Below are 22556 nucleotides of genomic sequence, written 5' to 3'. Positions count from 1 at the left end.
TTTGCCCCATTAGGCAATCTGGTTGGTAGCAAATCGGCGGCGGAAAGGAGTCCGTCACCATGGACAAGCAACCAAACATATCCGCTTTGCTGATCGTGAATTTTATTCTGCACTTCATCTCTGCCTGCATGGCAGGCGTGTGGATCAGCGAACTCGTGTCGTCATCGGGCGGGATGACGCCGCTCGCGTGGTTTGAAACCGCGCTCGCGGTGGTCGCGATTTCGATTGGTCTCAGCGCGCTGAGCTACATCGCGATCCGGCACATTCCGACGCTGCCATCTTCGCAGCGGCGAATTGCCAAGGTCGGCTTCTTCGGTGGCTATTCCGCGATTGCTGCCTTGCTGTTGCTGGCGGCTGCATCTGTGCTCGGTGCACCGGCTGGTGAACGCGCACATTTGGAATATGCTCACCAGGAATTCAAAACTGAAACCCAAATGCGCAGAACGGCTGTTGCGACGATTGAAAATCGCGAATCGTTTCTGATCGACTGTGAAAATGTCGGCGATGCGATGAGCAATCAGGAGAGCGCAACCGGTGCATTCAGCCGCGAAGGCGGCGATGTAGGCCGCGTGGCGATCACGCTTCGCAACATCGCCGACGGGTGCAAAAGTGCGCGTAATTCAATCTATGCAAATCGCGCATATCTTGTCCGCCAATTTGCGCGTGCAGATCGAATTCTGATCGATCTGCGGCGCGTGATCGATTCGGAAAATGATCGTCGCAAAAAGATGGTCGATGCACGCAAACTCGCTGACGAATGGCAGCGTGTCATGCGCGGCATCAATGATGCACTTGCCGCCGAGACGCTGATTGCAGCGTCGGAGTCGCTGACCAAAGATTGGCACGCGGCTGGCCTACCGGTCGCAGCGGCCAACGCGATCACGCAAAACTTCGACGGCATCGCAGATGCCCTTGTCGAAGGTCTCGACGATATCGCAGCGATGAAAGAGCGTCCTCTCCCTGGAATTCCGGTCGTCTCGAACATTGCCTATTTGGGGATGTACCCCGATGCCACGATGAGTGCTCTTGCGATTGGCGCGATCATCGAACTGATACCGCTCGCAGTTATCGTGCTCGGTATGTCGATGACTGAGCGCGCCTATGCGCCGCGCGTACCTGCCGCACCTGCTCCACTGCCTGCTCTGGTCGGCGCGCCGGAAATCGCAGTGCGACCTAAACGGCAATACAAGCGTCGCGCGTCGAAGAGCGACGCGTAACCAGCCATGATCGGCAAAATCTAGCGCGAGGCGATGCTGACATCGCCTCGCGTTTTGGTGTCACCACCATGCGTAGTAGGCAATCGTGCGACCTTTCGCGAACTCCTCGCGGCATTTGCGGATGAATTCGAGATCGTCATCGCGTTCTTCGCCGGTCGTCGCGCCGAAGAAAAAGCCGGACGTATCAGGCAGGCGATTTTCAAGGATCGTGCGCTCAAGCTCATCGATATCCTCCGGCGTCAGCTCTACCGTGTTGACGTTGAAATCGTCATCGGTGCCGCCCTTCTCATAGTAGCGTCCAGCCATCCAACCGTGAAGGTTGGGATGTTTGCGCCAGTAGTGAATGCGCGGCGTGTTATCGAGGTGTAAGCCTTCCACGTCGAAATCGACGGGCGGACGATTATCGTCCTTCGGCATTGAGTGGGCATACATATCAAGTCCCATGATGGTCTCCTTTCGTTATGCCGCAGGACAATTCGCGCGGCTGATGGAGACAGGCGGCACACGCCGATTTGCGCCAGCAATGCCCCTACACGGTCAGGCTTTGCCTGAGTGGTGCGGGCTGGGGCTTGCGGGCATTAGCGAAGCGGACGGGTGCAATGGTCGGAACAATTCAGCTCGCGATTGTGCTCATGCATTCACGCGAAAAGGAATGACCACAGGTTTGATCGGCACGTGCCTCACACGATGAAGTTGAGAAATCCCGCCTTCACTCGTTCGACATGAGCTTGCGCCGTTGCCGGTAAAACTCGCGCAGGCGCGAGAGACAATTCTCATACGATTCACGGCTGAGAATATCAGCGGGAACACCATCGGCGGTGCCCTGATAGAAGATCAGCTTCTTCAAGGTTGGGATGCTGCACAGTCGCTCCAGCGACGCATCGATGTGGCAGCCGTTGAGAATGACATCCTCCAGGTTCGGCAAACCAGCAATCGGATCGAGGGTGCGAATGGCTGTGTCAGAGCAATCGATGTAAGTCAGTTTGTTGCAATTTTCCAAGCCGTCGAGGGACGAGATGAGAGTGTCCTCGCAGCTCAGGAAAAAGAGGTCGGGACAATTCCGCAACGGTGTCAGGTCAGCGATATCGGTGCTGCCCATATAAAGACGCTGCAATTTGTGCGCGTCTTGCAGCACTGCGATGTCCTGCACGTTCGTAACGCCACAAAAGAGCTGCTCAAGGTTACTGACGCTCAGGCCATTCAGGCTGTCGAGCTGGATGTAGCTGCAATCGAGAACCTGCAATTTTTTGAGAACGCCGAACGGTTCAACGGTCGTGACAAGCGTGGAGCAAACGCTGAGATGCGTGAGGCCTTCAAACTGCATCGCCTGATCGGGAACAGAGTCGATGAACAAATTGTAGAAGCTGAGCTTGTTGCTGCGCTCCTTCTTTTCCTGCTCGACGCGGCGATTGGCGATCTCCCAATCGATTAGATTGATCGGCACGCGCGCATTGATATCGATGCGCTTCATTACGCCGCGCTTCGATGCGTTCTCGCGTCCCTCCTTGCCCTTGAGGAAGTGGGTCACAAACGGATCGAGATCGCGCGCGCTTTCCATGAACTCCTGGAACTGACTGCGCGTGCGGGTCCATTGGTAGAAAAGCATCAGCGCAACGAAGTCGCCTGCGTGCGATTTCTTCGCATCCTCGCATTTGCGGCCAACCTGTGCGCGAGCAGTTGCCATGTCTGACGGGAAGGCAACCTGATAAATCGGGCGATAGGCCTCCGCAAACTCGACAAAGGATTTGTACTTCTCGGGGCGCTCGCGCGCCGAATAATCCTGAAAGGCTTGGATCATCTGGAACAAGCAGGCTGAAGTTTGCGCCTTGGCTTCACGGGCGGCGTGAAGGTCCGCCCGCAAAATTCCACTTAGCTTCTTGAAATCGCTGTAATCCATTTCGCCTTCACCTGCTCCGACTGAGACGTAGATTCAGTCGAGGCGATTGTGAAGCGCACTTGTGCGTCGCGCTCCGGCTGCGCTCCGGAGTCGCGTGCAAAATCTCCGGAAATTCTCCGGAGACAGTCCGGAGGACTGAGTTTCCCCCATCTGGCATTTAGAAATCACTGATCAGGGCTTGGGAGAACCAAGCGCGGCCGCTCCCCACAAGACATGAGGAGCGAGAGTGATGACCACTCAAAATTCTTTTGGCGGCGAATGCCGTTGCAATGACCGTAACGGCTCACGCGGACCTGATATCATCTATGTTCCAAGCCCTGCGATACTGCGCGAGGCTTTCACGATCTTCAATCTTGCGATTGAGTATGCGCGAATTCAGCCGCGTATCTCTCGGCGGCGTCTGGTTGATTGGGTCTATGATCGGATCATCGGCTGCGAGGCTGTCGTGATCGATCACGATGGAATTGAAATTGATCTGCTGCGCGTCGATGTCGATGGAATTTTCGGTGATGATTATTCGGCGTCATGGGCAGGCGATTTTCTCGGCGGGCGTGTGCGCCCTCGTCGGCTCGCCGCCTCGCCGAAGATTGCAGCGCGCATCAAGCTTTTGTGGATCGCGCTTGCAGCGCATGATCCTGCTGCTGCAAAAAGTGTTCTGAACTGAGTTTGCCCCACCGCGCGCTCCGTTCAATGATGTCTGTCCTCCATCGCAATCCCGCGATGGAGGACAATTCATGTCTGACGTTCAATACAAGCTCGACTATGACGATGGCGCTGCGCGCCAGGTCGGGACGGAAGTAATTCACGCGGCTGCGCCGCGTGTTGAATCGAAACGGCGCAAACGCAAATTTCGTATTCCGGCTGCCGCAAACACCGCAATTACGGTGATCATTTGCGGCGGTATCTTCTTCGCCGCCGTGCGCTTCGCGCCAGAAGGTTATCGGCCTCAGGATTTCACGGGCGAATATATCGGCGATGTCGCTGGCGAAGTGAAAGAAAACGAAGGCGCGGTCGATGCTGAAGTGCAGGCCTATGTGAACGCGGTGCGCGCGGCTTATGAGCAGCGCAACGCGCAATATACCCGAATCGTCGAAGGGTATCTCGAAGCCTATAAGGCGGCCGTCGCTTTGAATCAGTTGCAGGTCGAAGCAAACAATCGCCTGCGCGGTGCCTATGTCGAACGGCAGATGGGACAATCAGCTCAGGCAAGTGGCGCAAATGTCGGCCTTGCCAATGGTGCTGAAGCATTGGGCACTGTGCTCAACTGGCTTGAACCTGGGTCGGGTGACACCGTTCTCGCGGAAGCGGAACGTCAACGCGGCATCGCGAGCGGTCGTCTCGAAGATGCGGCGGTCACGAGCGCCAATGTCGATCTCACTGGCTATGTGAACGCACTGCCGAGTGAAGATGCACTTCGTCAGCGCATCGATGCTTTGCCGCCAATCGATCTGCCGCCCCCGCCGCGCTTCATGCAGGAGGGACGATGATGCGACACGGCGGGAGCTTTTTGAACTGGATGGAGCGCGGCTTCGCGCTCCATCGTGGTTGGACTGAGGCTGACAACGCACGTCGATCACGCGAGCGAGCTGAAGAACTAGAAGATGCGATGGCAACTGCGGAGCCGTCCGGCGCATTTGGCGACGGGCGGCTTGGTAATTTGGAGGACTGCAAAAAGGCTGGGCTGCTGAACAGCACCGGTCTCTTCCTCGGAGCCTTCGGCGCATTCGGTCACTTCATCTTTCACAATGGCGAGGAGTCCCTCCTCACCTACAATCGTGCTGGCGGCGGTAAGGGGACAACTCTGATCCAGCCGAACCTCGCGCATTCGAATGATCGAACGCTGGTCGTCGTGGATGCCAAAGACGGTGAGCTAGCATTTTCCAGTGCGGCGCATCGGCGTGATACGCTTGGCACTGAGGTCATCTACTTCAATCCTTATGGCCTGCACGGCTATCCGAACACGAATGTGAATCCGCTCTTCCGGCTGATTGAAGTGGTCGAAGCTGGCGGCTCGCCGGATGGCGAAGCCGAAGCGATCTTCGAGATCGTCATGCCTGCGCCCGTGCGTGATGGTGACAACGCATGGGTGCGCAAAGGTGCAATCCAACTTTGTTCGCTGCGCGCTGAATATCTCGCGCATGAAATGCGCGAGCAATGCACGCTGCCTGACGTGTGGACATTCCTGCATGGCGATGACGAACATTTCGCGATGGAATTTTCGATGATGGCGTCGTCGTCCGTCGAATCCATCGCGCGCCGTGCACAGGCCTTCGCATCGATGCGCGTGAATGCGGAAAAGCAGTGGGAGGCCATTCGCAGCGAAGCTGCATCGGCTCTCTCGGCATTCGAGCCTGGGAAGTCGCTCGGCAATGCCTGCGCATCGCACGATATCGATCTGACGCGCGCCAAGCGCGAGAAGATGACGATCTTTATCATCCTTCCTGCCAATCGCATCGATGTCGCGAAAGCGTGGGTCTCGATGCTGATTGCGATGATGACAGAAGTGATCGCAGCGGCGCGCGGGCCGGTGCGCACAACCTTCATTGTCGATGAATTCGCGAACCTGCCGCGCGTGCCCAGCATCCTGCGCTCGCTGCGGCTCTATCGGGGCCTCGGCGTGAGCTACTGGTTCTTCGCACAAGGTCGGAACTCGCTCACGTCGCAATGGTCGAAGGAGCAAGTCAAAGACATCGAAGATCAGGTCGGCATCATCACCATGAAATCGGTGTGGGAGCCTGATCTCTTGAAAGACATCGAGCTGTGGTCGGGGACGAAAACCATCCTGCAAGGTGGTGTCAGTCACAATGGCGGTGTCATTCAAACGGCGAATGCCAATCTCTCGGAAACGAAGCGGCCTGTGCTTCAAGCGGGCGATGTGATCGCACTTGGCCCCACGCGCCAGGTCATCCGCGTGGCATCGATGCCGCATCTGCTGATCAGCGATGCGGTTCCCTACTTCACCGTTGATCCGTGGCGAACACAAGTGCGCGACGTGCGCGATCTGCACAAGGGATTGGGCGATGGATGACAAAAGCGGTGCGCTGTCGCGGCGTTTCTCCAAAGCCGCAAATATGTCGTTTCGCGATTGGGCCGTTCAGGTCCGCGTTCAAGGCGCAATTCGGCGCATGAATGAGCGCTTCGAGAAGTGCGAGCCTGCGTTGACGCAGGCTCGCTATCGTGACCTGCTGACGAAGCAAGGCGCATCGCCGGAGTTGAAGCCATCCTACGCCACTGAGAATCCGCAAGATCGAATGTGGCGGGCTGCAAAACAGTGGGTGCGCTACGATCATCAAGGCCGCGTGAACAAAATTCGCGAAGTAGGCGACAAGATGATGAGCAAGGATCGCGGGCTGGAACGATAGAAACCGCAGAATTCTGCGGAAAAGCTTGTAATTTTTGTTCAATTCATGCTATGATTATATTATAATGTGGTCGCAAACTAAGCGTGTTCTGCGCGAGTTTCCCCCACGTTGTTCTGACCAGACACGCAGAATTCCCATCAGGCCGCTCGCCATCGAGCGTGCGCGATGGTGATTGTGATGAACGAGATTGTCGGAATTACACCTGAGGAACTCGAAGGATATCGCGCGATTGTCGCGACTATCGAAGGAATGACGGACGCCGAGAAAGACGAGGCGATCCAAGTCGTTGACAGCATCATGGCAGCGTTTGCCGCTGCCGATTGGGGTCTCGATCCCACTGAGCTTGCTCTTGAAAAGGGAGCTTCGGACTCTTCACAAAATGGCCGTGAAGATGGTAACATAAGAGCTCTTGGCAACGCCATGCTTGTTGACCTCAGTCATGAGGGCGCGATCACAAAACATAACAAACCGGAAATTGCGCCATGACAGACATAAATTCAAAGAAAGCCGTTATCTATTGCCGCGTATCATCTGCGCAGCAGACAATCAGAACTGACGGCCTATCCTCACAAGAGCAACGCTGCCGCAGCTATTGCGAGCACAAGGGCTATGAGGTCGTCGAGGTATTCAAAGACGATATGTCGGGAAGTTTGGTCAAGCGTCCAGGTATGGACGCGATGATCAAATTCTTGCGCTCGACGCGCAAGCATTCTCACGTCGTCGTGATCGACGATATCTCACGCCTTGCGCGCGGCATCGAAGCGCATTTGCAGCTTCGTGCAGATATCGGCGCTACGGGCGCATCGCTAGAATCTCCGTCAATCGAGTTTGGCGAAGACTCAGACAGCAAGCTGGTCGAGAATTTGCTCGCGTGTGTCAGTCAGCACGCGCGGCAAAAGAATGCAGAGCAAACGCTCAACCGCATGACAGCACGTGTTCAGCAAGGTTTCTGGGTATTCCAGGCTGTTTGGGGCTACCGGTATGCGCGTCATTCCAGCGGCGGCAAAGTGCTCGTCCATAATGAACCGCTCGCCTCGGTGCTTCGTGAAGCACTCGAAGGATTTGCGAGTGGTCGGTTTGCATCGCAAGCCGAAGTGATGCGCTTCCTTGAAGCGCAGCCGTCCGTCCCGAAGATGGCGAATGGCTCGGTATCTAATGAACGCGTGAAGCAGATACTCACGAACCCGATCTATGCGGGGATTGTGCATGTTCCATCGTGGAATGTCGCACCGCGCCTCGGCAAGCACGAGCCGCTGATCTCCATCGAGACGTTCAACGAGATTCAGGATCGCTTGAAGGGCAAAGCGCGTGGTGCCGTCCGCGCCGATGTGAGCGCGGACTTCCCGCTTCGCGGTCATATCTGCTGCCCGTCATGCGGCAATCCTCTGACAGCGAATTACAGCAAGGGCAGACAGGGTGCGGCCTATCCGTATTACCTCTGCCGCCAGCGCGCCTGCGATCTTCGCGGCAAGTCGTATGCACGGGAGAAAGTGGAAGGCGCATTCGAAGCCCTTCTTCGTTCTGTCACTCCGGCGAAAGAGCTGGTCGAGCTGGCTGCTGCTGCGTTCCGGAATCACTGGAACAAGCAGGCGATGAATGCCGATCAATCGCGCAAGGCGATTGAGAAGGAACTCGCTGAAATCGAGCGCAAGGTGAAGCAGTTGCTTGACCGGATCGTCGAGGCTGAAAGCCCGACGGTGATCAGCGCATACGAGAATCGTATCGCGGAATTGGAAAGCACGAAGCTGCTTTTGAAGGACAAAATGGCTCGCGCAGCGCAGCCGAAGCGGGACTTTGACGAAAGCTTTCGAAACGCCTTGGCGTTTCTCGCAAGCCCTTGGAATCTTTGGAAGAATGGATCACTTGCGGAGAAGAAGATGGCCCTCAGGCTCACCTTTCCGAAGCATTTGGTCTATGACCCAAAAGGAGCCGTTCGAAACACCGAATTATCCTTTCCATTCAAGATGTTATTCGACTTGAACAACCCAAAAATGGAAATGGCGCACCCGACAGGATTCGAACCTGTGACCTCTGCCTTCGGAGGGCAGCGCTCTATCCAGCTGAGCTACGGGTGCCGGTAGAGCGCGGCCTCTAGCAAGAGCTTCGCTTGCCAGCAATGGCCTATCGACCGCGCGGCGCGGATATGCGAAGCGGCGTCGGGGTCGCGATGCGGCGGCCGCTGCGGGGACGGTGATGGCGGATACGAACCAGGGCTGGCCGATGGCCGCCGATCTTTATGGCGAACTGCAACTCGAAACGACGCCGCCGGCCGCGCGGCGGTGGCACGATTATTTCCCCGGCGCCTTTGCGACCGCGATCGCGGCGCTCGCCGCTGCGTGGCTCGCCGATCATTATGGCGCCCCGCTTGTTCTGATGGGGCTGCTCATCGGCCTCGCGATGAGTTTTCTGTCGCAGGACAAGCGCACCCACGCCGGGCTCGACCTGATGTCGCAGACCGCGCTGCGGATCGGCATCGTCCTCGTCGGCGCCCGGATTACCGCCGAACAGCTCGTCGAACTGGGTCCGCTTCCCTTTGCGCTGCTCGTCGTCATCATGCTCGCGGTCATCCTGATCACCGTCGCGAGCGCGCGGCTGTTCCGGCAGGACAGCCACGCCGCGCTGCTCGCGGGCGGCGCGACCGCCATCTGCGGTGCGTCGGCGGCGCTCGCGCTCTATTCGCTGATCGGCGACAAGCGCGTCGACCAGGCGCGCTTCACGCTGACGCTGGTCGGGATCACGGTCGCGAGCGCGCTGGCCATGTCGCTCTATCCCATTCTCGCCGCCGAAATCGGCCTGACCGACACGCAGGCCGGCTTTCTGATCGGCGCGTCGATCCACGACGTCGCGCAGGCGATCGGCGGCGGATTTTCCTTCTCGCCGCAGGCGGGCGAGGTCGCGACGATCGTCAAGCTGACGCGCGTCGCACTGCTCGCCCCGATGCTGATGCTGGTCGCCATGTGGCTCGGCCGCGCCGGCGACGCGCCCGCCGGAAAGCGCAAGATCCCGCTGCGCCTGCCGTGGTTCATCACCGGCTTTCTGCTGATCGCCGCGATCAATTCGATCGTCGCGATTCCGAAGCCGGTGCAGGGCGCGGCGGCGACCGGGGCGCAGGCGCTGCTATTGCTCGCGATCGTCGCGACGGCGATGAAGGCACGGCTTGCGCTGCTGCTCGATCAGGGATGGCGCAGCTTCGCGCCGATCATCGTCGCAACGCTGACCAGCTTTCTGCTGTCGCTTGCCGCCGCCGTCAGCCTGTGACGCCGTGACGTCACGGCGGTGTAGCTGAGGCTCAGCCTTTCGGGAGCGCCCAGCTGACGGTCAACTGCGTCGCGCGGCGCGGAATATCGAGCTTCGCCTCGCTAAAATTGACCTTTTCGTTCGGCGGCAGCATCCGCACCGGCGGCTTGATCGTCCAGCTATAGACGATCGTCCCCTGCGCATCGCGCAGTTCGGCGAGGATCGGCGGCACGCGCTGTTCGCGATCGGTCGGGTTGATGATGACCCCGCTCGCCGCGAAATAGATGGTGCCGTCGGGCAGTTCGCGGTGATCCTGATTGGGCGGCAGCTCGATCACCAGATCGGGTTCGTCGGCCATCCCCGGAATGCCTAGACCCTGCGCCCAGCCGGGCAGGCCGAACCAGTACAACGCCCCGGTCGCGCCGATCATCAGCAGCGCGGCGGCAGCGGCAATCATCGTCCAGCGCTTGGCGGGATTGCGCCGGGCGCGGCGGAAGGGCAGCGGCGGCTCGGCCTCGCTGGCCGGAATGACGCGCGGCTCGGCCTCGGTCACCGCAAAGGCCTGCGGCGGCGGCGGCGCGGACTCTTCGACCATGGGCGGCGCGGCCGGTTCGCGATCGACTGCGGGCGCGGCGGATACAGACGCGGGGGCGGAAGGCGCGGCCTCGGGCGCCGAAACCGGCTCCGGGTCCGGCGGCGCTGCAGGCACGGGCGCCGCCGGGGCCGCTGCAGCGGGTTCCTGGAACCAGCTATGACGGCAACTGGCACAGCGCACCGTTCGGCCATTGGGTCCGATCGCCGTGTCGGGGACGACATAGCGCGTATGGCAGGACGGGCAGGACAGGATCATGGGGTCTCTCTAAACACGCTGATCCGCGGTGTTGCAAGCGCCGCGTGCGCCGGGTGTGCCGGCAAGACATGGCGGGCGCCGGTCGAAAAGCCGACGCTTGGCGCTTGTCCTCGCGAAACAGCCGTGCGACAGGCAGCGACATGAGCGGCGGGGCGCCCCTTTTCGACCGGCACCAAGGCGCATCGCGGCACGCGATGGTGGCGTCATGACGGCGACCGCCCCCGGCCGACCCGGCGGCGCAATGGTCGAATTCGACGGCGTCGGCCTGCGTTACGGGCCCGATGCCGAGACATTGTCCGACATCAGTTTCAACCTTCAGCCGGGCAGCTTCTATTTCCTGACCGGCGCGTCGGGCGCGGGCAAGACCTCGCTGCTCAAGATGCTTTACCTCGCGCAGCGGCCGAGCCGCGGCATCGTGCGCCTGTTCGGCGAGGATCTGGGGACGATGCCGCGCCAGCGCCTGCCCGGCTTTCGCCGCCGCATCGGCGTCGTGTTCCAGGACTTCCGGCTGATCCCACATTTGAGCGCGCGCGACAATATCGCGCTGCCGCTGCGCATCGCCGGGGTCAGCGAGGAGGATCTGTCGGGCCCGGTGGGCGAGATGCTGAGCTGGATCGGGCTGAGCGAACGCGCGCACGCCTTTCCGCCGACGCTGTCGGGCGGCGAGCAACAGCGGGTCGCGATCGCGCGCGCGGTGATCGCCCGCCCGCAACTGCTCGTCGCCGACGAACCGACGGGTAACGTCGATCCCGAGATGGCGATGCGCCTGCTGGGCTTGTTCGAGGCGCTCAACCGCCTCGGCACCACGGTCGTCGTCGCGACCCACGACATCCACCTGATCAGCCGCATCGACAATGCCCAGATGATGCGGCTCGAAAAGGGGCGGCTGTCCGATCCCACCGGCGCGCTGCGCTATCCGCCGAACCGCGCCTAGGATGGAAGGCCGATGATCTTCGCGCGCGTTCCCGTCCAGCATCGCCGCCTGCTTCCCGATCGCCGCCTGTCGGGCCCGACACCGTGGGTCATCGCGATCCTGATGATGCTCACCCTGCTGGCCGCCGCGGGCGGCGTCGGCCTTGCGCGGTCGGCGGATGCGATCGGCGAGGCAATTGCGGGGCGCGTCACGGTGCAGATCGTTACCGCCAATCCCGTGCTGCGCGCAGAGCAGGCGGCGGCGCTGCGCCGCGCGGCGGCTGCACAACCGTTCGTGCGATCGGCGCGCGCGGTCGATCCGGCCGAGTTGCAGGCGACGCTCGGCCAATGGTTCGGCACCGCCGACGGCGACGATCCGGTGCTGCGCTCGCTGCCGATGCCGGCGCTCGTCGATGTCGATTTCGTCGGCGAGGATCGGTCGGGCCATATGGGCCAGTTGCGTGCGCTCGTCGCCCGCGAGGCACCGGGCGCGCGCGTCATCCCGCATGCCGATTGGCTCGGCCCCGTCGCGCGGTTGATCCGCTCGCTCGCCTGGATCGCGGGCGGTCTCGTTATCCTGATGACGCTCGCCAACGCCGCGGTGGTCATCATGACGGCACGTGCCGCGCTGGGCACCCATTATGCGACGATCGAGATGCTGCACCTGATCGGCGCGACCGACCAGCAGATCGCCCGCCTGTTCCAGCGCCGCATCACGATCGATACGGCTTATGGTGTCGCGCTCGGCACAGCGGTGGCCGCCGCCATCCTGCTGCTGATCGGCTGGCAATGGTCGCGCGTGACATCGGGACTTGCCGCGACCGCGTCGCTCGGGCCGATCGGCTGGGCGCTCTTGCTGGCGCTGCCGCTATTGGCTATCGCGCTCGCGGCACTGACGGCGCGGCAGACCCTGCTCGCCGCGCTCAAGAAGATATTATGATCAAACGGCTGATCTCTCTCCTGTTCCTGGCCTGGGTGCTGGGCTTCGCGTGGTTCGCGCTGCTCTTGCCGCTGCCCGCGGGCGACCAGACGACCGACGCGATCGTCGTGCTGACCGGCGGCCCCGGCCGGATCGACCGCGGGCTGGAACTGCTCGAGGCGGGGCGCGCCAAGCGGCTCCTGATCAGCGGCGTCGCGCGCGAAGTGAAGCCGAAGGAACTCGCTGCCGAATATAAACGACCGCAAAAGCTGTTCGATTGCTGTGTCGCGCTGGGCTTCGAAGCCGAGGATACACGCTCGAACGCGACCGAGGTCGCGAGCTGGGTTGCGCGGCGCAACTACAAGAGCATCCGGCTTGTCACCACCGACTGGCACATGCGCCGCGCCGAATATGAACTCGGCCGCGCGATGGACAAGAAGGTGACGATCCTTCCCGATGCGGTGCGCAGCCAGCCGAGCTTTTCGACGCTGTTTCGCGAATATCACAAATATCTGGCCGGTCTGGCGGGCGGCCTGCTCGGGCTGTGAGCTATCCGATCGCCTTGGTGCGTTCGATCCTGTTCTGGATCGCCTTCGTCCTGATGAGCAGCATCTGCTCGATCGGCGCGATCGTCACGCTGCCGATCTCGCACCATGCGACGCGCGGGTTCGTGCGCACCTGGGCGAAGTTCCACCGGCTGATCTGCCGCTTCATCCTGGGGCACCGCGTGATCGTCGAGGGCGAGATGCCCGACATCCCCGTCCTCTATGTCTTCAAGCATGAGGGCGCGTTCGAGACGATCGAACAGCCGATGCTGTTCAAATGGCCCGCGGTGTTCGCCAAGGAACAATTATTCTCGATCCCCGTCTGGGGACAGGCGGCGCGCTTTTACGGGCTGATCCCGGTCGACCGCGACGGCGGCGGCAAGGCGATGCGCGCGATGCTGAACGCGGCCAAGGCGGCGCTTGCGATCGGTCGCCCGCTGGTGCTGTTCGCCGAAGGCACGCGCGTGCCGCACGGCAAGGCGCCGCCGCTGCGGTCGGGCTTCGCGGGTGTCTATCGCATGCTGGGCGTCCCCGTGATCCCCGTCGCGGTCAACAGCGGCATCGCCTATCCGCCGCACCGCTGGGTCAAATGGCCGGGAACCATCACCTATCGCATCGGCGACACCATCCCCGCCGGCCTGCCGCGCGAGGAAGCCGAAGAACGCGTCTGGCGCGCGATCAACGCGCTCAACCCGCCCGAAGCACTGCTGGAAAGGCCGGCCGAGCAATAGGAATAACGGTCGTCGCCCCGCCTTCGCGGGGGCGACGGTCAGTGTTTCCGCCCGAAATCGGGGGCCGCATCGTCCTGACCCTGCTCGATGATCGAACGGCGGATCGCCCGCGTCCGCGTGAACCAGTCTTCGAGCCGGTCGCCGTCGCCGCGGCGGATCGCCTGCTGGAGCGCCGTCAGATCCTCGTTGAAGCGCTGCAGCGTCGCGAGCACCGCGTCGCGGTTCGCAAGGAACACGTCGCGCCACATCACCGGGTCACTCGCCGCGATGCGCGTGAAATCACGAAAACCGCCCGCCGAATATTTGATGACCTCGCTCTCGGTCACTTCCTCGAGCTCGCTGGCGGTGCCGACGATCGTATAGGCGATCAGGTGCGGCAGATGGCTTGTCACCGCCAGCACCATGTCGTGATGCGCCGCGTCCATCGTCTCGACCTTCGCGCCGAGCGCCTGCCACAGTCCCGTCACCGCGGCGACCGCATCGGCGGGCGCGTCCGGCGCCGGGGTGACGATGCACCAGCGACCATCGAACAGCGTGGCAAAGCCCGCGGCCGGGCCGCTGTTCTCGGTCCCCGCGACGGGATGGGCGGGCACGACGACATGGCCGGGCAATGCGGCGCGCAGCGCGGCGCCCACCCCTGCCTTCGACGATCCGACGTCCGAAATGATTGCATGCGCGGACAGGCCAGGCGCGATCGCCGCGGCGGCCTCCGCCATACGCCCCACCGGCACCGCCAGAATCACCAGATCGGCGCCCTCCACCGCCTCCGCCGCATCGTCGCTCACCGCGTCGCAAAAGCCGAGCGCCCGCGCTTCGGCGCGGACATCGGGATCGGCATCATGGCCGGTCACCGCCATATCGGGCAGCTTCGCCTTGATCGCGCGCGCCACCGACGATCCGATCAGGCCCAGCCCGACGATCGCAACCCGCCCGATCGCGCGCGCCATGCCGGTCAGCCCGCGGCGATCGCGGCGCGGATCGCCGCCGCGAGCCCGCGCGTCTCGTCTTCGGTGCCGATCGTCATGCGGAGCGCCTGCGGGATGCCCTGTCCGGGCAGCCAGCGGACGATATAGCCCGCCTCCATCAGCCGGTTGTAGACCGTCTCGGCACTGATCGCGCCTTCGAACAGCACGAGCAGGAAATTGGTCGCCGACGGGACGATACGCAGCCCGTGGTTACCCAGGCTTTCGATCTCGCCCGCCAGCCAGGCGCGCCATTTCGCATTATGCGCGCGGCTGCGCGCGACGAAATCATCATCGGCCAGCGCCGCGACCGCCGCCGCCTGTCCGGCGCGCGTGACGTTGAAGGGCAGGCGGATACGGTGCAGCGCCGAAATCACTTCGGCGCTCGCATAGCCCCAGCCGATCCGCTCGGCCGCCAGCCCGTGGATCTTCGAAAAGGTGCGCGTGACGAAGACATTGGGCGCTTTTTTCGCCAGTTCGAGGCCGCCATCATCCTGATCGGCATCCAGATATTCGGCATAGGCCTGGTCGATCACGAACAGCACGTCGCCGGGCAGGCCGGCGTGGATACGCGCGACCTCTTCCTTCGTCGCGAGCGTCCCGGTCGGATTGTTCGGATTGGCGAGATAGACGACGCGGGTCTTGTCGGTCACCGCGGCGAGCAGCGCATCGACATCGGTCGCATAGTCGCGATCGTCGGCTTCGACCGGCACCGCGCCAACCCGCCGGGCCGCAATCTCGTATACCGAGAACCCGTAGCGGACATACAGGATTTCGTCGCCTTCGCCGGCATAGACGCCGGCCGCGAGGTGAAGCAGTTCGTCCGACCCGTTGCCGCAGATGACGCGCGCCGGATCGAGCCCGAACTTCGCCGCGATCGCCGCGCGCAGCACGTCGGCGCCCGGATCGGGATAGCGCGAGAGCGCGTCGGCGGCGGCCTGCGACGCCCGAAAGGCTTCGCGCGCCTTGTCGCCGGTGCCGAGCGGATTTTCATTCGCCGAAAGCTTGATCAGCGGCCGGCCGTCGGCGCCCGCCGACTTGCCGGGCACATAGGGGGCGATGCCGCTGATCCACGGCTTGGGGGCGAGGGTTTTGCTGTCACCGGTCATGCGGCGCCGTTTAACGGCTGTGCGCGCCGAGTCCAGTACGTTGACAGCCTTCGCGCACCGGCCTAGCGCCCCGGAAAGCATGGCGAGCCTCCTCCACCAGATCCGGCACCAGAGCGTGACGATCGACCGGCCCCTGCCGCTCGACAGCGGCCAGGCGTTGCCGTCGGTAACGATCGCCTATCAAAGCTATGGCACGCTCAACGCCGACCGGTCGAACGCGGTGCTCGTCTGCCACGCACTGACCGGCGACCAATATGTCGCGAGCGATCACCCGGCGACAGGCAAGCCGGGCTGGTGGGCGCGCATGGTCGGCCCCGGCAAGCCCGTCGACACCGACCGCTATTTCGTCCTTTGCGCCAACGTCCTCGGCAGCTGCATGGGGACGAGCGGGCCAGCGACCCCCGATGCGGCCACCGGCGCGCCGCTCGGCATGGCTTTTCCCGTCATCACCATCGCCGACATGGTGCGCGCGCAGGCGATGCTGCTCGATCATCTGGGGATTGCGCGGCTTCATGCCGTCATCGGCGGGTCGATGGGCGGAATGCAGACGCTCGGCTGGGCCGCGGCCTATCCCGAGCGGCTGGCGTCCGCGGTGGTGATCGCAAGCGCCGCGCGCCATTCGGCGCAGAATATCGCCTTTCACGAGGTGGGGCGGCAGGCGATCATGGCCGATCCCGACTGGCAGGACGGCCAATATTACGGCAGCGACCGCGCCCCGACCAAAGGGCTGTCGGTCGCGCGCATGGCGGCGCACATCACCTATTTGTCCGAAGCCGGGCTGACCGAAAAATTCGGCCGCCGGCTGCAGGCGCGCGATGCCAAGAGCTTCGGCTTCGACGCCGATTTCCAGGTCGAATCCTATCTGCGCCATCAGGGGCTGGCCTTTACCGACCGCTTTGACGCCAACGCCTATCTCTACATCACGCGCGCGATGGACTATTTCGACCTTGCCGAACCGTACGATGGGCGGCTCGCCGGCGCATTCGCCAAAGCGAGCGACGTGCGCTTCACGCTCGTCAGCTTCGATACCGACTGGCTCTATCCGACCAGCGAATCGCGCCGCGTCGTCCAGGCGCTGCAAAGCGTCGGCGCGGCGGCAAGCTTCGTCGAACTGTCGGCACCGTTCGGCCACGACAGCTTCCTGCTCGACGTCCCGGCGCTCGACCGCCTCGTCGCCGGTGCGCTGCGGAACGGCGGCTGAGCATGGCGCTGCGTCCCGACCTTGCGATCATCGCTGGCGCGGTGCCGGCGGCCACCCGCGTCCTTGACGTCGGCTGCGGCGACGGCGACCTGATCGCGGCGCTCCGCGATAAGGGCGTCGATGCGCGCGGACTCGAAATCGATGCGGCCAACGTCACCGCGGCGATCGCGCGCGGCCAATCGGTGGTGCAGGGCGACGCAAACCACGACCTTGCCGATTATCCCGACGATGCGTTCGATTATGCGATCCTGTCGCAGACGCTGCAGACGACCGAGCGCCCCGACCGCGTCATTGCCGAACTGCTGCGCATCGCCCCGCGCGCCTTCGTCAGCTTTCCCAATTTCGCGCATTGGCGCGTGCGGCTCGCGCTCTTGTGGAACGGGCGGATGCCGGTGACGCGCCTGCTGCCCGTCGCATGGTATGAAACGCCGAACATCCACCATGTCACCGTCGCCGATTTTCGCGAGCTGGTGCGCGCGCGCGGGATCGGCGTTGAGGCGGCCTGGTATCTGTCGGGCGACAAGCCGACCAGCGCCGCCGCCGCAACCTGGCGCGCCGAACATGCAATCTTCCTGATTTCGCGCGTCTGAGCCGCGAAGGCGCGGCATCAAGAAGCCCGGGACATTCTTTCTATTCCGCTGTCGATGCCCTGTAGCGCGCCATATGGGGTATGAAATCCATCTTTCCGATGACCAAACCCGCATTGCGCAGCAAGGCATAGGCCATCGTGACATGAAAGTAGAAGTTCGGAAGGATCCAGTCGCGGATGTCTTCCTCCGCCGACATCAGGAAGCGCACGCCATTGGGCAAGGTCAGGTCGACGAGGGCATCGGCGTCGGCCCATTCGGCAGGGCCGGTTTGTTCGACCAGCAAGCGAATCGCAGAAATTCGTTGGCGCACCTCGGCGAGCGACCGGTAGGCTACCTCTTCGAGCGGTAGCGCCTGTCCGCCGACTTGATTGAGCGCCAACACCACCTGATTGAGGGCAACTCGGAACTGCAGTTCGAGCGGAAACATGTCGTCGGTCAATTTGTCCGCGAGCACGTCATCGGACACTCCGGCATCGATGGCCTTGCCGGCGAGGTGATCGAGCGTGCCCAGCATGTTGGCGAAGGTCATCCGGGCGGATTGCGCGTAAGTCATGACGATCCTTTATGGCGAACGGTGCCAGACGCTAGAACATCGGCGCGGGCCGTCAATCGCAACGCCCGGCAATGTCATTGTTTTCGGCGAATATTGCCGTCGCCAGTCCGCATCAATCCTTCTTCCTGAGCCCGTTCGCCAGCATGTCGTTGGCGATCCGGGCGACGTCGGCGATGTCGGCGCTTTCGTCCCACAGGCCATAGCGCATGCCCAGAAAGACGTTCATGCCGGCGATGGCCCAGGCGTGGACCTCGCCCGCGTCGGCGCGGATTTCGCCCCGCGCTGCGCCATTTTCCAGCCGCTGGCGCATACGTTCGACCGTGGTTTCATAGTGGCGGCGATAGCTGGCGTAATCGACGAATTCGGCCTCGTCGATGATGCGATAGATTTCCTTGTGCTCGCGCACGAAGCGCAGAAAGGATTCAAGGCCGACACGTTCGGCGGCGATTTCGTCGGGCGCCGCCTGCACCAGCGGGGTGACATGGTCGCGGAGTTGCTCGCTCATATAGCGGACGAGCGCCTGGAAGATTTCCTCTTTCGAATCGAAATAGGTGTAGAAGCTGCCCAGCGCGGTTCCGGCGCGGCGCGTGATGCCGCTGATCGACGCGTCGTGAAACCCGCGCTCGCCGAATTCGATCGCCGCGGCGTCGAGCAGCTTGCGCAGCGTGCGCCGCCCGCGTTCGGTGCGCGGCGCCTTGTCGGGATTGCCCGGCGCCGCCGTATCGACGGGGCCTGCGCCCCCTTCGCCCGGTGGTGCCGATGATCGCGGCTGATCCATCTTGTGCCTTCCCTCTCCGCCCCGAAAGTCCGGCGGCCCCCTTGCGTGGCCTTTTTGCATCACCGGAGGGCAAAATATAGCCTTCACAACTTCCAAGTTGAAACTTGGTTCAGGTTTCATTATTGGGTGCGGCGCGGCTTGGCAAGGACCGGCCCAAAAAAACGCAAAGGGTGACGAGGGGTCACCCGTCACATGGGAGACACATCATGCGTTCCTTCGCTCGCCCGCTGCGTCGTGCCGTTCTGGCCTCGACCGCGCTCTCGATGATCGCTTTCACCCCTGCTGCCTTCGCTCAGGACGAAGGCGCCAACTCCGCCGACGACAGTGCCAGCGAACAGATCGTCGTGACGGCCCGTCGCACCGAAGAACGGCTGGAAACCGTCCCGGTTTCGGTATCGGCCTTTTCCGCCCGCGCCCTCGATCGCATCCAGGCCAATGATACGACGGGGCTTCAGGGCGCCGTGCCCAACCTCAACATCGTTCAGGGCCGTGGCTCGTCGAACGCCACCAATATTTATATTCGCGGCATCGGCCAGCCGGATGCGCTGCAAACCTTCGATCCCGCCGTCGGCGTCTATGTCGATGACGTCTATTACAGCCGCATCCGCGGCACCCAACTGGACCTTCTGGACCTTGAGCGCGTCGAGGTTCTGCGAGGCCCCCAGGGTACGCTCTATGGAAAGAACACCATCGGCGGCGCGCTGAAAGTCGTCACGCGCAAGCCGGGCCAGACATTTCAGGGCGGCCTGTCGGCGGCCTACGGCTCTTACGATCAGTTCGAGGTCAAGGCCTCGGCATCGGGCCCGGTGTCGGACACGCTGGCGGCGGGTTTTGCCGTCATGCGCAGCAAGCGCGACGGCTATGTCAAGGATCCGGTGCTCGATCGCGGCTATAATGACAAGGACAGCATCGCGGCCCGCGGCGCCCTCGCCTTCACGCCGAGCAGCGATTTCCGTTTCGACGTGTCGATCGACTATTCGCGCGACGATGGCGCCTTGACGGTGGGTCAGCCGCTCAATTCGCTGACCTATCTGTTCGGCGGCACCGCGCTCGCGCTTCCGACCAATCCCGGCAGCTATGATTTCACCGGCCGCACAACCCCAAGCCTGCCCAACTCGACCAAGTTGCGGCATTGGGGCACCAGCGCCACCGCGGAATGGAATGTCACGGACAATCTGACGCTGAAATCGATTACCGCTTATCGCCGCCTGGCGACAAAGGATTATATCGACATCGACGCGACACAGCTCCAGATCGGAGACGTTCTGGTCGATGTCCATCAAAAGCAGTTCAGTCAGGAATTGCAGTTGACCTATAGCAGCGATCGTATCGAAGCGGTCGGCGGCCTCTATTATCTCAACGAGAATATCCGTTCGCATCAGGAAGCCTATGCCGACGATCTGATTGGTCCGGCGTTCGGCAATCCCACCTTCCTGCGCACGATCGACGACCGGCTGACGACGAAAAGCTATGCCGCATATGCCAATGTCAGCTTCTCGCTGACCGAAGCGCTGCGGCTTTCGGCCGGCCTTCGCTATACCGACGAGAAGAAAGATTATTGGCGCACGACATCGACCTTCTCCAGCAACCCCTTGTTTGCGAGCGCGGCGCCTTACATCTTTCAGCCCGATCGGAGCTGGGACGACTGGTCGCCGATGGTTTCGGCCGACTATCGTTTCAACGACCATCTGATGGTCTACGCGCGCGCCGCAAAGGGGTTCAAATCGGGCGGCTTCAACGGCCGCGCAAACAGCGCGACGGAATCCACCGCCTATGCACCGGAGACCGTCTGGTCGTATGAAGCCGGCTTCAAGGGCTCGTTCGGAACGCTCGCCCGTTTCAGCATCGCGGCCTTCCACAGCGACTATAAGGATTTCCAGGCCCGGGTTTCGGGCATGGACGTCGATCCGGTAACCAATCTGCCCACCCCCGTGCTCAGCGTGCTCAATGCCGGCAAACTGCGTATCCGCGGCGCCGAGCTCGAACTCGGCCTGACGCCGGTTCGCGGCCTGTTACTCGACACCCAGATCGGCTATCTCGACGCAGACTATCGGGAATTCAACGACGTGCGTTTCCCGAACGGCAGCCGCGCCTTTCAGCGCCCCGCGTTCGCGCCGAAATGGACGATGCGCTTCGGCGCCCAATATGAAGCGGACCTCGGTTCCGCGGGCTTCCTGACAATCGGGGGCCAGAGCCGCTATCGTTCCGAAACGGCGCTTTCCGTCGACAACACGATTATCGGGACGACCACCCGGATCGACGGGCTTTTCCAGCCGGGATACTGGCTGCACGATGCCCGGATCGTCTGGGAGGATGCCGACCGTAAATTGAGCCTCGGCATCTATGGTCAGAATCTTTCGGACAAGCATTACAAGACCGACGGCCAGGAATTTTCCAGCATCGGCAGCATCCGCACCGCCTATTATGGCGCGCCGCGCACATTCACGGTGCGCGCAGGCGTAAAGTTCTGACCGGCGGACGGCACCGGAATCAAAAATGAAGGGGCGCCCGCTGCGGCGCCCCTTTTCTTTTGGTCGCCGGACAGAGGCTCGGCGGTTTAGGGTAGCGGCGGCGCGCCGGTGGCGGCAACCATGCGCTCGCCATCGATCACGATCGGACTCGCCACGCCGTCGATAAAGGCGCCGTCGGGCCGGATGCGCATGCCGCGCGCCATGACCTGCGGATCGGCGAACACCGCCGCCAGATCGTTGATCGGCCCCGCCGGAACGCCCTCGGCTTCGAGCGCGAGCGAAAGCGGCTGCGCGTCCCACGTCGCGATCCTTGCGGCGAGCAGCGGAATGAGCGCGGCGCGATTGGCGAGCCGCGCCGCATTGGTCACGAAGCGCAGGTCTTCGGCCCATTCGGGTGCGCCGAGGATCGCGCACAGCTTGCGATACTGGCTGTCATTGCCCACCGCGACGACGAGCTGGCCGTCGGCGGTCGCGAACAGCTGATAGGGCACGACATTGACATGGGCATTGCCCATCCGCTTGGGCGCGACGCCGCTCGCCAGATAATTGGCGGCCTGATTGGCGAGCACCGCGACCTGGCTGTCGAGCAGCGCCATATCGACATGCGCGCCAGCCCCCGTGGCGTCACGACGCCGCAGCGCCGCCAATATGCCGACGGTCGCATACATGCCGGTGAAGATGTCGGCATAGGCGATCCCCGCCTTTTGCGGCGGCCCGTCGGGTTCGCCGGTCAGCGACATGAAGCCGCTCATCGCCTGGACGATGAAATCGTAACCGGCGCGGCGCGCATAAGGGCCGGTCTGGCCGAAGCCGGTGATCGAACAGACGATCAGACGCGGGAAATCGGCGCGCAGCGTCGCAGGGTCGAGCGCATATTTGACGAGTCCGCCGACCTTGTAATTTTCGATGACGACATCGGCTTCGGCGATCAGCGCGCGCACCGCCGCCTGCCCCTCGGCGGTCGCGATGTCGATGGCGACGCTGCGCTTGCCGCGATTGCAGCTGTGATAATAAGCGGCGCCCAGATTTTCGCCCGCCGCGCCGGTGACGAAGGGCGGCCCCCATTGGCGCGTATCGTCGCCAGCGCCGGGGCGCTCGACCTTAACCACCTCGGCGCCGAGGTCGGCGAGCAACTGCCCGCTCCACGGCCCCGCGAGCACGCGCGCCAGTTCGACGACGCGCAGTCCCGCGAGGGGCTTGGCCACCGGCGCCGGCGACGATG

The 22556-nt window shown here is 62.6% G+C and carries 22 protein-coding genes, 1 tRNA gene and 1 pseudogene; 15 read left to right on the top strand and 9 right to left on the bottom strand.

All coding sequences use genetic code 11. From position 1 onward, the window contains the following. The first annotated feature begins 59 nt into the window (after positions 1 to 59). Positions 60 to 1217: a hypothetical protein gene (locus STE01S_RS10610; RefSeq protein ID WP_062767558.1), complete on the top strand. Its 1158-nt coding sequence runs from the start codon at positions 60 to 62 to the stop codon at positions 1215 to 1217. Positions 1218 to 1277: 60 nt separating this feature from the next. On the opposite strand, the gene STE01S_RS10605 is transcribed toward STE01S_RS10610, so the two are convergent. After that, positions 1278 to 1661, bottom strand: coding sequence for a hypothetical protein (locus STE01S_RS10605; RefSeq protein ID WP_062767557.1), 384 nt, complete (start codon positions 1659 to 1661; stop codon positions 1278 to 1280). 265 nt (positions 1662 to 1926) lie between these two features. Next, a complete protein-coding gene (locus STE01S_RS10600) occupies positions 1927 to 3114 on the bottom strand; it encodes a leucine-rich repeat domain-containing protein (protein ID WP_062767555.1) in 1188 nt (395 codons plus the stop codon). A gap of 229 nt (positions 3115 to 3343) precedes the next feature. On the opposite strand from STE01S_RS10600, the gene STE01S_RS10595 reads away from it, so the two are divergent. The 6 genes and pseudogenes from STE01S_RS10595 to STE01S_RS21020 form a co-directional block, all read left to right on the top strand. Next, positions 3344 to 3778, top strand: a complete 435-nt coding sequence (locus STE01S_RS10595; protein ID WP_062767553.1) for a hypothetical protein — start codon at positions 3344 to 3346, stop codon at positions 3776 to 3778. A 70-nt stretch (positions 3779 to 3848) separates the two neighbouring features. After that, positions 3849 to 4601 (top strand): hypothetical protein, encoded by a 753-nt coding sequence (locus tag STE01S_RS10590; protein ID WP_062767551.1) that lies wholly within the window; start codon positions 3849 to 3851, stop codon positions 4599 to 4601. Beyond that, positions 4598 to 6142: a type IV secretory system conjugative DNA transfer family protein gene (locus tag STE01S_RS10585; RefSeq protein WP_082813303.1), complete on the top strand. Its 1545-nt coding sequence runs from the start codon at positions 4598 to 4600 to the stop codon at positions 6140 to 6142. The genes STE01S_RS10590 and STE01S_RS10585 overlap by 4 nt, the downstream gene beginning before the upstream one ends. Further along, positions 6135 to 6476 (top strand): hypothetical protein, encoded by a 342-nt coding sequence (locus tag STE01S_RS10580; RefSeq protein ID WP_062767547.1) that lies wholly within the window; start codon positions 6135 to 6137, stop codon positions 6474 to 6476. Before STE01S_RS10585 ends, STE01S_RS10580 begins: the two co-directional genes overlap by 8 nt. 165 nt (positions 6477 to 6641) lie before the next feature. Continuing rightward, on the top strand, positions 6642 to 6962 hold the full coding sequence (locus STE01S_RS10575) for a hypothetical protein (RefSeq protein WP_062767545.1): 321 nt from the start codon (positions 6642 to 6644) through the stop codon (positions 6960 to 6962). Beyond that, positions 6959 to 7933: pseudogene (locus STE01S_RS21020) on the top strand (recombinase family protein); the annotation flags it as partial. The gene STE01S_RS10575 and the pseudogene STE01S_RS21020, both read left to right, overlap by 4 nt. Positions 7934 to 8474: 541 nt before the next feature. Here STE01S_RS21020 and STE01S_RS10560 read toward each other — a convergent pair. Then, a tRNA-Arg gene (locus STE01S_RS10560) sits at positions 8475 to 8551 on the bottom strand. 118 nt (positions 8552 to 8669) lie between these two features. On the opposite strand from STE01S_RS10560, the gene STE01S_RS10555 reads away from it, so the two are divergent. After that, positions 8670 to 9734 carry a YeiH family protein gene (locus STE01S_RS10555; RefSeq protein ID WP_058810884.1) on the top strand — a complete coding sequence of 355 codons (1065 nt, stop codon included), beginning with the start codon at positions 8670 to 8672 and terminating at the stop codon, positions 9732 to 9734. Positions 9735 to 9765: 31 nt separating this feature from the next. On the opposite strand, the gene STE01S_RS10550 is transcribed toward STE01S_RS10555, so the two are convergent. Beyond that, on the bottom strand, positions 9766 to 10563 hold the full coding sequence (locus STE01S_RS10550) for a zinc-ribbon domain-containing protein (RefSeq protein WP_062767539.1): 798 nt from the start codon (positions 10561 to 10563) through the stop codon (positions 9766 to 9768). A gap of 205 nt (positions 10564 to 10768) precedes the next feature. Here STE01S_RS10550 and ftsE point away from each other — a divergent pair, with 205 nt between their 5' ends. From ftsE to STE01S_RS10530, 4 genes are read left to right on the top strand one after another with little or no spacing between them, the layout of a single operon-like run. Beyond that, positions 10769 to 11497: a cell division ATP-binding protein FtsE gene (gene ftsE / locus STE01S_RS10545; RefSeq protein WP_058810882.1), complete on the top strand. Its 729-nt coding sequence runs from the start codon at positions 10769 to 10771 to the stop codon at positions 11495 to 11497. A 12-nt stretch (positions 11498 to 11509) separates the two neighbouring features. Beyond that, entirely contained in the window at positions 11510 to 12415 is a 906-nt protein-coding gene (locus STE01S_RS10540) for a cell division protein FtsX (protein WP_062767537.1), read from the top strand. Continuing rightward, positions 12412 to 12942 (top strand): YdcF family protein, encoded by a 531-nt coding sequence (locus STE01S_RS10535; RefSeq protein WP_003042416.1) that lies wholly within the window; start codon positions 12412 to 12414, stop codon positions 12940 to 12942. The genes STE01S_RS10540 and STE01S_RS10535 overlap by 4 nt, the downstream gene beginning before the upstream one ends. Then, on the top strand, positions 12939 to 13670 hold the full coding sequence (locus tag STE01S_RS10530; RefSeq protein ID WP_003042413.1) for a lysophospholipid acyltransferase family protein: 732 nt from the start codon (positions 12939 to 12941) through the stop codon (positions 13668 to 13670). Before STE01S_RS10535 ends, STE01S_RS10530 begins: the two co-directional genes overlap by 4 nt. A 38-nt stretch (positions 13671 to 13708) precedes the next feature. Here the strand turns inward: STE01S_RS10530 and STE01S_RS10525 are convergent, their stop codons facing one another. After that, positions 13709 to 14617, bottom strand: a complete 909-nt coding sequence (locus tag STE01S_RS10525) for a prephenate/arogenate dehydrogenase family protein (protein WP_062767535.1) — start codon at positions 14615 to 14617, stop codon at positions 13709 to 13711. Positions 14618 to 14622: 5 nt separating this feature from the next. Continuing rightward, positions 14623 to 15741 (bottom strand): histidinol-phosphate transaminase, encoded by a 1119-nt coding sequence (gene hisC, locus STE01S_RS10520; RefSeq protein WP_062767533.1) that lies wholly within the window; start codon positions 15739 to 15741, stop codon positions 14623 to 14625. A 79-nt stretch (positions 15742 to 15820) separates the two neighbouring features. Here hisC and metX point away from each other — a divergent pair, with 79 nt between their 5' ends. Then, positions 15821 to 16942 carry a homoserine O-acetyltransferase MetX gene (gene metX, locus STE01S_RS10515; RefSeq protein WP_062767531.1) on the top strand — a complete coding sequence of 374 codons (1122 nt, stop codon included), beginning with the start codon at positions 15821 to 15823 and terminating at the stop codon, positions 16940 to 16942. Positions 16943 to 16944: 2 nt separating this feature from the next. Further along, the gene (gene metW, locus STE01S_RS10510) at positions 16945 to 17532 is read left to right on the top strand and encodes a methionine biosynthesis protein MetW (RefSeq protein ID WP_062767529.1); all 588 of its coding nucleotides are present in this window, start codon (positions 16945 to 16947) and stop codon (positions 17530 to 17532) included. A gap of 40 nt (positions 17533 to 17572) precedes the next feature. On the opposite strand, the gene STE01S_RS10505 is transcribed toward metW, so the two are convergent. Both STE01S_RS10505 and STE01S_RS10500 read right to left on the bottom strand, forming a co-directional pair. Continuing rightward, the gene (locus STE01S_RS10505; RefSeq protein WP_058810876.1) at positions 17573 to 18085 is read right to left on the bottom strand and encodes a DUF1993 family protein; all 513 of its coding nucleotides are present in this window, start codon (positions 18083 to 18085) and stop codon (positions 17573 to 17575) included. A 112-nt stretch (positions 18086 to 18197) separates the two neighbouring features. Next, complete coding sequence (locus STE01S_RS10500) at positions 18198 to 18863, bottom strand: TetR/AcrR family transcriptional regulator (RefSeq protein WP_003042393.1); 666 nt, start codon at positions 18861 to 18863, stop codon at positions 18198 to 18200. Between the two features lie 206 nt (positions 18864 to 19069). Between STE01S_RS10500 and STE01S_RS10495 the strand changes: the two genes are divergently transcribed. Beyond that, a complete protein-coding gene (locus STE01S_RS10495) occupies positions 19070 to 21334 on the top strand; it encodes a TonB-dependent receptor (protein ID WP_062767527.1) in 2265 nt (754 codons plus the stop codon). An 86-nt stretch (positions 21335 to 21420) separates the two neighbouring features. Here the strand turns inward: STE01S_RS10495 and STE01S_RS10490 are convergent, their stop codons facing one another. Continuing rightward, complete coding sequence (locus STE01S_RS10490; protein WP_062767525.1) at positions 21421 to 22539, bottom strand: CaiB/BaiF CoA transferase family protein; 1119 nt, start codon at positions 22537 to 22539, stop codon at positions 21421 to 21423. Positions 22540 to 22556 lie beyond the last annotated feature (17 nt).

Origin of the sequence: Sphingopyxis terrae subsp. terrae NBRC 15098 (genome assembly GCF_001598815.1) — a bacterium.
GTDB classification, from domain to species: domain Bacteria; phylum Pseudomonadota; class Alphaproteobacteria; order Sphingomonadales; family Sphingomonadaceae; genus Sphingopyxis; species Sphingopyxis terrae.
This window is presented reverse-complemented; position numbering and strand designations above follow the sequence as displayed.

Excerpts from the sequence above, each read along its gene's own strand:
- STE01S_RS10610 (WP_062767558.1), top strand. The coding sequence starts at position 60 with ATGGACAAGCAACCAAACATATCCGCTTTGCTGATCGTGAATTTTATT.
- STE01S_RS10605 (WP_062767557.1), bottom strand. The coding sequence starts at position 1,661 with ATGGGACTTGATATGTATGCCCACTCAATGCCGAAGGACGATAATCGT.
- STE01S_RS10600 (WP_062767555.1), bottom strand. The coding sequence starts at position 3,114 with ATGGATTACAGCGATTTCAAGAAGCTAAGTGGAATTTTGCGGGCGGAC.
- STE01S_RS10595 (WP_062767553.1), top strand. The coding sequence starts at position 3,344 with ATGACCACTCAAAATTCTTTTGGCGGCGAATGCCGTTGCAATGACCGT.
- STE01S_RS10590 (WP_062767551.1), top strand. The coding sequence starts at position 3,849 with ATGTCTGACGTTCAATACAAGCTCGACTATGACGATGGCGCTGCGCGC.
- STE01S_RS10585 (WP_082813303.1), top strand. The coding sequence starts at position 4,598 with ATGATGCGACACGGCGGGAGCTTTTTGAACTGGATGGAGCGCGGCTTC.
- STE01S_RS10580 (WP_062767547.1), top strand. The coding sequence starts at position 6,135 with ATGGATGACAAAAGCGGTGCGCTGTCGCGGCGTTTCTCCAAAGCCGCA.
- STE01S_RS10575 (WP_062767545.1), top strand. The coding sequence starts at position 6,642 with ATGGTGATTGTGATGAACGAGATTGTCGGAATTACACCTGAGGAACTC.
- STE01S_RS10555 (WP_058810884.1), top strand. The coding sequence starts at position 8,670 with ATGGCGGATACGAACCAGGGCTGGCCGATGGCCGCCGATCTTTATGGC.
- STE01S_RS10550 (WP_062767539.1), bottom strand. The coding sequence starts at position 10,563 with ATGATCCTGTCCTGCCCGTCCTGCCATACGCGCTATGTCGTCCCCGAC.
- ftsE (WP_058810882.1), top strand. The coding sequence starts at position 10,769 with ATGACGGCGACCGCCCCCGGCCGACCCGGCGGCGCAATGGTCGAATTC.
- STE01S_RS10540 (WP_062767537.1), top strand. The coding sequence starts at position 11,510 with ATGATCTTCGCGCGCGTTCCCGTCCAGCATCGCCGCCTGCTTCCCGAT.
- STE01S_RS10535 (WP_003042416.1), top strand. The coding sequence starts at position 12,412 with ATGATCAAACGGCTGATCTCTCTCCTGTTCCTGGCCTGGGTGCTGGGC.
- STE01S_RS10525 (WP_062767535.1), bottom strand. The coding sequence starts at position 14,617 with ATGGCGCGCGCGATCGGGCGGGTTGCGATCGTCGGGCTGGGCCTGATC.
- hisC (WP_062767533.1), bottom strand. The coding sequence starts at position 15,741 with ATGACCGGTGACAGCAAAACCCTCGCCCCCAAGCCGTGGATCAGCGGC.
- metX (WP_062767531.1), top strand. The coding sequence starts at position 15,821 with ATGGCGAGCCTCCTCCACCAGATCCGGCACCAGAGCGTGACGATCGAC.
- metW (WP_062767529.1), top strand. The coding sequence starts at position 16,945 with ATGGCGCTGCGTCCCGACCTTGCGATCATCGCTGGCGCGGTGCCGGCG.
- STE01S_RS10505 (WP_058810876.1), bottom strand. The coding sequence starts at position 18,085 with ATGACTTACGCGCAATCCGCCCGGATGACCTTCGCCAACATGCTGGGC.
- STE01S_RS10500 (WP_003042393.1), bottom strand. The coding sequence starts at position 18,863 with ATGGATCAGCCGCGATCATCGGCACCACCGGGCGAAGGGGGCGCAGGC.
- STE01S_RS10495 (WP_062767527.1), top strand. The coding sequence starts at position 19,070 with ATGCGTTCCTTCGCTCGCCCGCTGCGTCGTGCCGTTCTGGCCTCGACC.